Annotated in this window: 8 protein-coding genes; 7 read left to right on the top strand and 1 reads right to left on the bottom strand. The window is 70.5% G+C overall.

Annotation, left to right across the window (positions count from 1 at the left end):
• Positions 1–231: 231 nt before the first annotated feature.
• The 7 genes from OG972_RS08300 (at position 232) to OG972_RS08270 (ending at position 9616) form a co-directional block, all read left to right on the top strand.
• Complete coding sequence (locus tag OG972_RS08300) at positions 232–2919, top strand: LuxR C-terminal-related transcriptional regulator (RefSeq protein ID WP_266979673.1); 2688 nt, start codon at positions 232–234, stop codon at positions 2917–2919.
• 516 nt (positions 2920–3435) lie between these two features.
• On the top strand, positions 3436–4263 hold the full coding sequence (locus OG972_RS08295) for a PAS domain-containing protein (protein WP_266979671.1): 828 nt from the start codon (positions 3436–3438) through the stop codon (positions 4261–4263).
• 132 nt (positions 4264–4395) lie between these two features.
• The gene (locus OG972_RS08290) at positions 4396–5088 is read left to right on the top strand and encodes a response regulator transcription factor (protein ID WP_266979669.1); all 693 of its coding nucleotides are present in this window, start codon (positions 4396–4398) and stop codon (positions 5086–5088) included.
• A 3-nt stretch (positions 5089–5091) separates the two neighbouring features.
• Complete coding sequence (locus OG972_RS08285) at positions 5092–6123, top strand: HAMP domain-containing sensor histidine kinase (protein WP_266979667.1); 1032 nt, start codon at positions 5092–5094, stop codon at positions 6121–6123.
• 576 nt (positions 6124–6699) lie between these two features.
• Positions 6700–7815 (top strand): S8 family peptidase, encoded by a 1116-nt coding sequence (locus OG972_RS08280; RefSeq protein ID WP_266979665.1) that lies wholly within the window; start codon positions 6700–6702, stop codon positions 7813–7815.
• Positions 7816–7920: 105 nt separating this feature from the next.
• Positions 7921–8898, top strand: coding sequence for an ABC transporter ATP-binding protein (locus OG972_RS08275; protein ID WP_266990344.1), 978 nt, complete (start codon positions 7921–7923; stop codon positions 8896–8898).
• Positions 8879–9616 carry an ABC transporter permease gene (locus OG972_RS08270; RefSeq protein ID WP_266979663.1) on the top strand — a complete coding sequence of 246 codons (738 nt, stop codon included), beginning with the start codon at positions 8879–8881 and terminating at the stop codon, positions 9614–9616. The genes OG972_RS08275 and OG972_RS08270 overlap by 20 nt, the downstream gene beginning before the upstream one ends.
• A gap of 357 nt (positions 9617–9973) precedes the next feature.
• Here OG972_RS08270 and OG972_RS08265 read toward each other — a convergent pair whose 3' ends face one another.
• Positions 9974–11158, bottom strand: a complete 1185-nt coding sequence (locus tag OG972_RS08265) for a M23 family metallopeptidase (RefSeq protein ID WP_266979661.1) — start codon at positions 11156–11158, stop codon at positions 9974–9976.
• Between the last annotated feature and the right edge of the window lie 694 nt (positions 11159–11852).

The raw sequence follows: 11852 nt of genomic DNA, 5'->3' as shown, positions 1-11852 counted from the left end.
TAAGGACGTGGGTGGAAAAGCCGGAGGTGGGGCGGGGGGACGCGGGTGATCCAATCGGCTCCTCACGTGCTTACCATATGACAATTCTGTGTCGTGTGAAGATGGCCTTGTGTCGAGATCGTGAAGACCGCGCCGAGGGTTTGCCGGGCCCAACCGCCCGCTGAAGATGCCTCGGTGAAGGATCTCGGCAATGACGGCGTCGTTCAGTCGCCTCGGTGAACGGAGATACCTGTGCCACTCGTCGGCCGGACGCACGGGTTCGCCTCGATCCGGGCGGCGATGAGCCGAGTGCGGGGCGGGGCCGCCGTGCTCGTGGCGGTCACCGGCCCGCCCGGCACGGGCCGTTCGGCCTTCCTGGACGCCGTCGCGGACCTCGCGACGGAGGAGGGATTCACCGTCCGGCGGGCTTGCGGCGGCCGTCCGGGACAGGAGTCCCCTTGCGTCCCGGTAGGGCCTTTCCCTCAGGCCGGACCCGCATCCGGCGCCGACTTCCCGGCGTATCTCGTCGACGACCTGCAGTGGCTCGACAAGACATCGCTGGCCCGGCTCACACGATGGTTCGCCGACCCGTGTCCCGTCCCGCTGCTCACCGTGGTGACGGTGCGCGAGGGCGAGCCGTGCGCCGAACTGCCGCGAGTGCAGGGCTTGCTGGCGGCCGCGGATCCAGTGATCAGGACGGCCCCGCTCGGTCCGGAGGAAGTACACGCCCTGCTCGCAGAACTCGGCGTGCTCACCGGCGCGCAACTCGCGGCCTGGACGCGCGCGACGGGTGGGAACCCGGCACTCGTCGTCTCGCTGCTCGACCGTGTGGAGGCTGTGCACGAAGTCGCCTTCGAGCAGCTCCTCGACATCGCCCGCACCCGGCCGGCGCCCTGGGATCTGAGGCTGCGCGTGGCCGCAGTCCTGAGCAGCCAGCCGGAGCCCGTCCAGCGGCTGGCCTGCTGCGCCGCGATCCTGGGCGGCCCTGCCGAGCCGCGTGTCCTCGCCCGACTCTCGGACCTGGGCCCGGCCGAGGAAGCCGCGGCCGCGCGCGCCCTGCTCCGCCTCGGCTGGAACGTGGAGCGCTGGACGCCGCCCGTTCTATGGGACTGCGTACGAGAGATCGCCGAGGACCGCCTGACCCTCGCCGACCGCGGCGAGATGCACAGCCGCGCTGCCGAGTTGCTCTACGAGGCGGGTTCTCCGCCCGATCGGATCGTCCCCCACCTCCTGGAGGTCGGTCCCGGCGAGTGGACCGGGACGGCCCGAGTGCTGCGCGAGGCCGCTGACGACCTGCTGCGTCGCGGGGACGCGGCCCTCGCGATCCACTGCCTTCGCCGTGCCCTGCGGGAGTTCCCGCCCGACAGCCCGGAGCGCGGCGCGTTCCTGGCGGCCCTGTCCGAGGCGGAGCAGGACACCGGCGTCCCTGCCATGCTCCGCCACGCCGTCCAGGCGAACCAGTTGCTGTCCTCGGACCGAGAGCGCGCCGCGGTCGTGGCGAACGTGCCGCTCACACTGTTCCTCACCGCCCCGCAGACGGCCCAGGTACTGGAATCCGCCGGAGAGCCGGCCGTGGCGGGCCCGGAAGCGGCGGACCTCGGGCTGCGGCTGGAGGCCCGTACGCGACTGCACCGGCTCGGCGCCCCGGGCGCCCCGGCTGCCGCGGTCGAGCGGCTGCGCACCCTGACCCCGGGGCCCGGGCCCGGTACCGCCGCGCAGCGCGAACTCGTGTCGGTCCTGGTCTACGCGGGAATCCTCGGCGGACGGCTGCCCGCAGCCGAGGCGGCTGCCCTGGTGCGCTGGATGCTCGACCACGAGCCGGCCTCCGCCGCCTCCGTCCATGCCGCGCCGGCCCTGATGATCGCCTCCGGCACGGCGTCCGGGGCGGACGAACCCGTACGCGGCTGGCTGGACATGGCACTCGAGGCGGCACGAGGCCGCGGCGACGGGCGGCTGCAGACCCGGCTGCTGGGCTGGCGGGCACTGGCCGCCCTGCACGCCGGCCGGCTCGCGGACGCCTGGGCGGACGCGTCGGACGCCTGCGCGGCGGCCCCGGGCCCGCTGGAGGACGACGACTGGTCGGCCGTCGTCGGCCTGACGTCCGTGGCGCTCGAGACGCGCGACCCGCGGCTGGCCGACCGGCTGCGGTCCCTGCTGCGCGAACGCCAGGAGGCCGTCATACCGCTGACCGGCCTGGCCCGTCGGGCGATGCGCGCCCAGTCGGCCCCGGAACCCGAACTGCCCGCCCTGCTCTCCGACCTGCTTGAGGCGGCGCACCAAGCAGAGGCGGCGGGCTGGTGCAACCGGACGCTGTTCCCGGTGGACCTGTGGTGCGTGTCCCCGTTGCTCCGCGTCGACCGGCCGCAGGACGCGCTCCGGCTCCTCGCCCGCGCCTGTGAGGCGGCTCGGGCCTCCGGCTCCCCGTACGACCTCGGCCGGATCCTGCGCATGTGGGGCACCGTCGTGGGCGGCCGGTATGCCCTGTCCCTGCTTGCCGAGTCGGTCTCCGTGCTCAGGGAAGGCTCCAACACGCTGGAGCTGGGCAGGGCGTTGACGGCGTACGGGAACCGGTTGCGCGCCGCCGGGCGGCCCGGCTCCGCCGAGCTCCTCGCCGAGGCCGACCGGTTCGTCGACGCGGCGGGCGAGTCGGCCCTGCGGTGCTGGGCCGGGACCCTCCGCGGTGATCCGAACCGTGCTCTGCCGCCCGGCGGCGGCGCACTCAGCGACACCGAGCGCCGGGTCGCCGCCCTCGTAGCTCTCGGACACACCAATCAGGAGGTCGCGGCGGCGCTCGGCGTCACTCGGCGTGCCGTGGAGAAAACCCTGACCAGGCTCTACCAGCGACTGGGCGTGGAGGGGCGGACCAGGCTGCTTCCGGTGGTGCGGCGGATGGCGGGAAGAGCCGCCTTGTCCTCGGGGATGCTTTCCGAGCGACTCTGACCGTCCATCGAATCACCCGGCGTTCCCCCACGGGCTGGGCGGGCGGGGGCCCGCGCCCCGGGGCCGGCCGTGCAGGGCAGGACGGGCGGCCCCCGCTCGCCGGTTCTGGAGCCGCTCGCCGCATCCGTGCCGCACCGCGCATCCCGCCCGGCCACCACTCCGCCGGGTCCGGACGGGACGCCCCCGCTTCGGTGGCCGATCGGTGCACCAAGCGGGCTACCCCCTGGTATCCGGAGTCGCCCCCCGGGGCCCTCAGGTGCGAAGACAGCACGTTCCGGACTCGTCCCGGCCGTCCCGGTGAACTGCGGTGAACCCGCACTCCGACGCGTGGTGTACGGCTGTCCCGTCCGTACCGGCCGGTGTGAGAAGCCGCGGTCGCTCCGAACTGTGCGGCGACGACCACAGTGTTGGGCGGCGTGCCAGTGTCCCCATTGCACGCCGTGGTTCGGCCTCATTAGTCTGCTCGGCGTCGGCCGGAATACAGGGAATCAGGAATGCGAGGACGGTTTGTCGTACATGGCCGAGGCGGAGAGTGATACGAAGAGCGAGCTTCGGCAAGGGATCGAGGGGACATCTCTTATGCAGAATGACTTGCTGGGCCCCGTCGAAGAATTGCGCGACATCGATCCCTCCTTGTTGAACGCCGAGATTCCGGGCGAGCAATACCGCGATGTGTTCCTTTCGCTGTTCGAGCGCTCCGGCATCGGTCTCGCGGTCCTGGATTCGACCCTCCGGGTGCGGTCGGTCAACAGCGCCTTCAGCGCCCGGTGCGGAATGCGCCCCGAGGAGATGCGCGGGCGTGAATTCGCTGAATTCCTGCACCCGAGCGTGCGGCAGTACGTGCTGCGCCAGTTCGGCCGACTGGTCCAGGGACGCAATGCGTGCCTCGGTGATCTCGCCATCGACACCTGCTTCGACCACACCGCGGTCTCCGGCGAACTCACCGCCTTCCCGGTGGAGGACGACTCGGGACGGGTGAAGGCGATCATGGTGCAGTTCACGCCGAGGGAGACGGCCGGCGATCACCATGCGCGCGTGGGGCCGCAGGGGAAGCTGACTCCCCTCAGCGCGAAGGTCCTGGAAGGCGTGGCGGCGGGGGATCCGACCGTGCGCCTCGCGGCCAAACTGTTCCTCAGCCGGCAGGGCATCGAGTACCACGTCGGCGCCCTCCTGCGACAGTTCGACGTGCCCAATCGTACGGCGCTGGCGGCCAAGGCGTACTCGATGGGCATGTTCAGCATGGGCTGCTGGCCGCCCAGGCTTCGCCCCGACTCCATCCGCTCCGACCCCCAGGGAGCGGACCGGGCGGGTGGCGAGACCCGCATGGAGGCCCGGCGGCCGTAGACGTTGATCCACAACGCTCGTTAGGCTGAAGCTCGATGTGTGGAGAGTCACCACTGTGACGCCGACGGGGTGGGTGGATGCCCGAGCGAACCGCCCCGCCGGCGTGAGGGCTCTGAGCGCTACGGGGGCAAAGTGGAACTACTGGTGGTCGAGGACAACGAGCGGGTGTCGGCAGCCCTCCGGGCGGCGTTGGCCCAACAAGGCGTGGGTGCGGTGTGCGCGACCACCGGCAAGGCGGCGATGGAACTGCTGGAGCGGGCACGTCCCGATGCAGTCCTGCTCGACCTGGGTCTTCCGGACTGCGACGGCTTCACTCTGTGCAGCAGGATGCGGGCGGCGAGCTCCATTCCGATCCTGGTGACGACCGCCCGTGGGGACCACGCCTCGTGCGTGCGAGGACTCGACCTCGGCGCGGACGACTACCTCGTCAAGCCCTACAACCTGGCGGAAGTACTGGCCCGTTTACGTGCTGTGATGCGCCGTCACCGTCCGTCCGTGGGTACGGCCGCCGACGATCCGCCCGGGGATCTGCTCCTGGCCGGGCCCGTGCGTATCGATGTGCGGGAGGGGGTCGTGCTGGTCGACGGCGCCCCGACCGACATGCCGGAGGAGGAGTTCGGGATTCTCGTCGCGCTGGCCCGGCAGCCCGGCGAGACGCTGTCCGCCGACCGGCTCGTCGACGAGATCCAGCGGACCCAGCGGGCGAGGCTGGAGGCCTCGCTGCAGCATCACATCTCGTCGCTGCGTGAACGGCTCGGCGTGCCGTATCTGCTGGAGGTCGTCGAAGGAGGGGGGCATCGGCTGTCGATTCCCGGAGCCGCGTAAGCGATGGCGATCCGTCAGATGAAAGCGTTCGTCTGCTGTGTCCTGTTGTACTCGGCCCGGTCGTCCGCCGTCGAGACGTCCCCCGAGGCCGATTGCGGTTCGGGACCGGTCGTCCTGGGCTCCCTGCTCGTGGCCCTCCTGGTGGGGCTCCGGTGGACCCGGCAGCGGCGTCAGCTGCGCGAGCTGGTGCGGGCGGCCCGCAGGATCGGCGACGGCGACCTGTCCGGCAGGGTGTCGGTGCACCCCCGGGCCCCGGTGGAAGTGCGGCGGCTGGCCGACGCGTTCAACGACATGGCCGACTCAGTGCGCACCTGTATGGAGAAACAGGCCGCGATCGTGGTGGACGTCTCCCACCAACTGCGCAACCCGCTGACCGTGTTGAGCCTTCGCATGGAGATGCTCTCCCTGAGCGTGGAGGGAAAGGGGCGCGAGGAGGCGGACCTGATCCGCGAGGAGATGAACCGGCTGGACGTCATACTGGGCCGGCTTCTGGAGCTGGCCTCCTCCCGGACCACGCTCCCGGTACGGACGGGCCCGATGGCCGCAATGGACCTGGTCACCGACCGGGTCGTGGCATGGCGGCCGCAGGCCGAAACCCGTTCGCTCCGGCTCGTGGTCGCGGCCGCGTCGTCGGCGGTCCTCTGCGTCGACGTGACCCTCGCGGGCTCGATCCTGGACACCTTGCTGGACAACGCCATCAAGTTCAGTCCGGAGGGAGGGCGGATCACGGTACGTCTCCGGGACGACGGGCCCATGACGACCGTCGAAGTCGTCGACGAGGGTCCCGGCGTCGATCCGGACGACTTCGACCGCATCGGCGAACGGTTCTGGCGGGGCGCCGCGACTCGGGAAGTGCCGGGCACCGGACTGGGTTTGAGCATCGCCTGCGAGATGGCGGCGGTCATCGGAGGACAGTTGACGTTCGCCCCGGCCGAACCCCACGGATTGAGCGTGGGGCTCCGTCTGCCCCGGGCCGGCACTGGGCCCACCGTGCGCTCCTCGTCCGGCACGCCCGGTCGGCGCCGACCGGACTGAAACCGACCGTCCGTTGCTTCACGCACCCGGAACACCGGTCGGGTGTCGAGGTTTTGCCTGAGTTTGCGGGGCCGACGAGGTGCTTGCCAGGCTAGCCGCCGCACGCGCCGCGCGACAACCAGGGATTCACCTAGGGCTGTCCCGTCATCCCTGGCGGGCGCACGACGACAGCTACGGCACCTCGCTGCGTTGTCGGAACACCCGAATACACCCAGTATGAGGACGCTCCTCCGCCTTGCGATGCACCGCATCTGACGCCGCGCGCTGATCCACCAGGGATTACGGGACAGCCCTCAGGGCTGTCCCGTCGTCACGCCGCTCCCGAAAAACTGGGAATTCTTATAGCGCTTGAGCGATGAGCAGCCGAATGGCCGACATCACTGGGACCGTGAGGGCAGCCGCTCACCGGCGTCGGGTCACGGGGGCTTGTTCCGCCTGCCTTCACCGGGGCAGCGTGGGCGCTGTCGTGCAAACGGAAAGAGACGTTCAGTGCGAGGAGAAGAAGTGACATCAGCCTGGTCGCCCGGTCGCCGCGCAAAGTGCGTCACCGTTGTCGCTGCGGGTGTTTTTCTGTGCATGGGAACCGTGGTCGCCCCGGGATACGCCAAGGACGCGGGCACCGTCGTGAATGCCGGAAGTGAAAATGCCGTGAACGGCAGTTATCTGGTGCTGTTCGAAGAGGGGGCGCACCAGGACGTCGTCGCGGAATACGGCCTGCGGGTGCGGGAGAGATACGACAGCGCGCTGCACGGGGTGCTGGTCGAGGGGAGCGCAGCGCAGGCCGGGCGACTGGCGGCCGACCCGGCGGTGAAACGGGTGGAGCAGAACACCCTGGTGGGGCGGCTTGCCCGGCCGAGGTTGACGCAGTCGGCCCCGTCGTCCTGCGGGCTCGACCGGATCGACCAGCGCTCGCTTCCGCTCGACGGTTCCTACGCCTACCCGCCGCGTGCGGCGAACGGCGTGGATGTCTACGTGATCGACACCGGCATCGACTACAGCCATCCCGATCTCCGCCCGCGCGCCCGGCCCGGTTTCGACGCCTTCGGCGGAGACGGCAGCGACGAGCACGGCAACGGCACCCATATGGCCGGAATCATCGGTGGCACCGAACACGGAGTGGCCAAGAAGGCCACGCTGATCTCGGTGAAGGTGCTCGACGCCCAGGGTGGCGGCACCCTCGCCGGGGTGGTGGCCGGCATCGACTGGGTCACCGAGCACGCCAAGGGACCCTCGGTGGCCAATTTCGTCATCGGCGCTCCCGCCAGCGAGGTGCTCGACGAAGCGGTGCGCAACTCGATAGCCGCCGGTGTCACGTACGCGATGTCGGCGGGCGCCAGCTTCGACGACGTCGCCAACTCCTCCCCGGCACGGGTGGCCCAGGCCATCACCGTGGGATCCTCGGACTGCGCCGACCGGGTCGCCTCGTTCAGCAACTACGGTGAGGGGCTGGACCTTTATGCCCCGGGCGTGGACATCACCTCCACCTGGCCCGGCGGGGGGACGTCCACTGACTCCGGTACCTCGGTCTCCGCGGCGCATGCGTCCGGTGCGGCCGCGCTGTATCTCGGCGGACACCCCAAGGCCACCCCGGCCGCGGTGGGTAGGGCCCTGGACCGTGCGGCAGTGGTGGGGGCGCTCACCGGAGTGCCGACCGGCTCCACGCCCAACAAGCTCCTGCAGCTGGCGTATTGACACCGGTGTCACGGGTGGCCTCCTCCTCTGCCGATCCGGCGCGTGTCGACCGGGGAGGACGCCGCCGGCGATCCGGGAAGCCCGCATCTCGTCTCGATTCAAATGGTGGAAGATTTGTTGATCATCGAAGACCTCGTGAAGTGCTACCGGGGCGGTACACGCGCCAACGACGGCGTCAGCCTGCAGGTCGAGGCAGGGGAGGTCGTCGGCCTCCTCGGGCACAACGGAGCCGGCAAGACCACCCTGATCAACCAGGTGGCCGGGCTCGCGGTACCGACGTCCGGCACCATTCGGGTCGACGGGTGCGACCCGGTCGCGGAGCCCGCCAGAGTCCGCCGGATGGTTGCGGTGATGCCTCAGGCCCACGCGCCGCTGGCCGGCGTGACGCCTCGGCAGGCCATCAGGACCATGGCTCGCATCCGCGGGATGAACAAGCACGACAGCCGTGCGCGGACCGACGAGCTGATCGGTGCGCTGGACCTTGGAGCATGGGCTGACACGACAGGGGAACGGCTCTCCGGAGGCGTCCGGAGGCTGACGGCGTTCGGCATGGCCGCGTCGTCGCCCGGACGTGTCGTGATGCTCGACGAACCCACCAACGACGTGGACCCGGTCCGCCGAAGGCTGCTGTGGGAGCAGATCCGTGAACTGGCCGACCGGGGCTGCGCCGTTCTCCTCGTCACCCACAACGTGGCCGAGGCGGAGCGGAGCGTGGACCGGATCGTCGTGATGGGTTCCGGCAAGGTGCTGGCGGAGGGCACGGCCGCACAGCTCCGCTCCCGGACGGTCGGTGAGTTCAGACTGGAACTGACGGCGCCGAGCGCCGACGGCATCCCGCCTCTCCCCGGCCACATCCCCGCCGCCGGCCCGCCGCTGCGCGCCGTCCGGCGGCTGGCGATTCCCCTCGACTCCCAAGCGGCGTCGGCGGCGCTTGCCTGGGGCCAGCAACTCCGCGCAGCGGGGGTCGTCGACGAGTTCGCCCTGGTGCCGGTCGGCCTGGAGGACGTGTATCTGCAACTTGCCGGCGGCGAGACCGCACCTGACGCGGAGAAGGGAGAGCACGGTGAGTCACTGGCTGCGTAGTTACGGACTGCTGCTGGGATGGACCGCGCTGCGCAGCCGGGCGACGCTCCCCCTCAATCTCATCATCCAGACCTTCCTGGCGGTCGGCATCATCGTCGGATTCGCCTATCTCGTGCCCGAGATGGACGACGCCACGGCCCTCTACCTTGCGACGGGGGCCCCGGTGCTGGGACTCATCACCGTCGGCATGGTGATCGGCCCGCAGGAAGTCGCCTCCTCGAAGCAGGAGGGCATCTTCGACTTCAACCGGTCGCTGCCCGTTCCCCGAAGTGCCCTCATCGCGTCGGACGCCACGGTTGCCCTGCTCACCGCGCTGCCCGGCATGGTCGCCGCCCTTGTGGTCGCCGGTCTGCGGTTCGACCTCACCCTCCACATCAGCCCGCTGGTCCTTCCCGCCGTCCTCCTGACCGCGTTCACCGCCATCGGTCTGGGCTACGGGATCGGATACGGACTGGCGCCCGCGGCCGCCCGCATGATGTCCCAGCTGGTCGTGTTCGTGGCGCTGATGTTCTCGCCGATCACCTTCCCGGCGTCCCGGCTGCCCGACTGGTTCGAGTCCGTGCACAGGGTGCTCCCGTTCCAGTACATGGCCGAGGCGGTCCGGGACACACTCAACAGGCCACCGGAGGGCGTCGCAGCGCTCCCCTTCGCCGTCCTGGCGGTGTGGTCCCTCATCGGGTTCCTCATCACCTACCGGATGACCGCCCGGCGGCCCTGAGCCGCGACCGCGGACAGCGACGCACCTGGCCGGGCCCACGTGAGCCAGGAGCGTCGCCCGGCGGATCCGTCCTCAGCCCCGGGCTCCAGGGCGACACTCCCCTCGGGCGGACATCCGCGCGCGTTCAGCCCGCGCGGGATGACCGCCAGAACGGCGGCCACCCGCACCCCGGTCACGTCATGACCCACAGGATCTTCATGGTGGCCTTCGACACCACCGGCGAACAGGGAGGGCACCCGGCTGTCGGCCCGGTCCGGCAGCCGCAGAAGATCCACTGCGACCGGCGTTTCCCTCCCGGCGCGCCGCGCGCCGCGCCTGGCAACCGGGGCCGGCCGACCGACGGACGAGCGGGACCGATCAGTCCCGGGCCGGGGCGGGAAGCGCTTCCACGACCGCCTCTTCGTCCGGCACAGCCAACTCCCTGACCCGGGAATCCCCACCTGGGCCGCCGGGCCATTCACGGAAGCGCCGGAACAGCATCGGCATGCCTCGGGCGACCGAGAGGTCGGAGCTGTCCATGACCTGCATGTGCACATGGGGCTGGGTCGAGTTGCCGGAGTTGCCGCAGTTCGCGAGGTGCTGGCCGACCACCACCCGCTGTCCGGCGGACACCTGGACGGAGCCGGACTTGAGGTGCACCAGGGCGACGTAGGGGCCGTGCTCCGACAGCGAAATGATCAGATGGTTCCCTGCGATGGCGTTCGCCCCTCGGCGTACCCGTGCGGCCTGGCCCAGCATGTACGGCACCAGGGCGAGCTGCGACCGGCGTGCCTCGTGGTCGGGTTCGCCGTCGTGGGCCGCGATCACGGTGCCGGCGGCGGGAGCCAGGACCGGCCGGCCGAAACTGTGGAAGAGCTCGGGCGGTTCGGTGGCGAAGAAGGTCCGCCAGCTGCGGTGGCCGGCCGTGCGGTGGCGGTCGTCCACGCCGATGAAGTCAATGGCGTGACTGCTGCCGAACAGCTCGGTCCCATGACTCGGAATCCGCCGTGCCGGGCTGTTCCTGGCACGCCACAGCCCGGTGAAGGGCAGTGAGAGCTCGACACCCCGCGCCCCCGGACGTTGTGCGCCCGAGTCTCCGCCCGCCCCGGCGGCGACGCCTGCCGTGGCGAAGGCGGCGGCGCCGATCGCGACGCTGCGCGCGAAAAAGAGCCGCCGGGAGGGGTCCTTCCCGCCAGGGGCGTCGGGTCCGTCCGGTGACGGTGTGCCGGCCCGCCGGGCAAAGCCCCGGCGGAGCAGGAGGCGGACGAGTTCGCCCAGGAGCAGCGCGAGGGTGAGGTACATCAGCAGCGGTAGCCAGACCTCACCCGCGGGGGTGAGGACCCGTGCGATCTCGAACGGCGGCTCGGCGGGCCCGGCGAACAGCAGGACCGCTGTGGTCGCCGAGAGCAGCCACACCAGCCCCGTGCCGGCACGCCGCCACGGGGAGCCCTCGTGGGAGACGTCTTTGACGAGGCGCCGGAACAGGTACCGGTGGACGGCCGTCAGAGCCAAGAGGATCAAGGCGGCGTTCAGGAGGAGAAGAGCAGTGCCGGTCCGTGACATGTGTCGAACCTAGCCGCCGGGCGCGTGTCTGCTTCCTACTGTGCCAAAGAATGGTCGATTTCCTAGTCCTGCGTCCGCCGTCCCCGACCGTCCGCCGGATCAAAGGGTGACGGCCCCGGGAGTATTTCGGGGCCGGTATCCCCACTGACCTGCGACAAGCAGCTCCGTGAATCGCCGGCCGGACCAAGAATGCGGTATCGATCACGAGGCGGCGGCGCGCATCCGGTCGGTTGACAGGCGCTGTGGGCTGCATGAGCATACCGATCGATGTTGAAGGTTCGAATGAGCGCAGCCCCACCTAGGGGCCGCACATGCGAGATCCCATTCGTTGTGAGTCGTACACGCACTGTTCGCGTTCGGGGGACTTGAAAATGGGAAGACGGGCCAGACTCGGAACCGTGCACACACGCCCTGTGGGCCGTCCCGGCGTCCTGACCTCGTCCGGCACGTGTGACCTGCGTTTTGTCGCCGAAGCTGCCCCGGGGGGACCGAGGATCCCAGGCACTCGCACGGTCGGCCCCGTGGTCGGCGCCGCCGCCGGGGCGCCTTTCACCCACCGATCGGCACCGGAATTCCCTGGTTCTTCTGCACGTCACTGACGAGATATTCACGGGCCCTCTTTCGGGCCCGTAAAGATCGACCGATCCAGCGCGCCCGCACGGCTTCGGGGCGGTCCATGGCGACCGTATTCCCG

Origin of the sequence: Streptomyces sp. NBC_01669 (assembly GCF_026339735.1) — a bacterium.
Lineage (GTDB): Bacteria > Actinomycetota > Actinomycetes > Streptomycetales > Streptomycetaceae > Streptomyces > Streptomyces yanii.
Note: the sequence above shows the minus strand (reverse complement) of the source record. Positions and strands in the feature narration are given on the sequence as shown.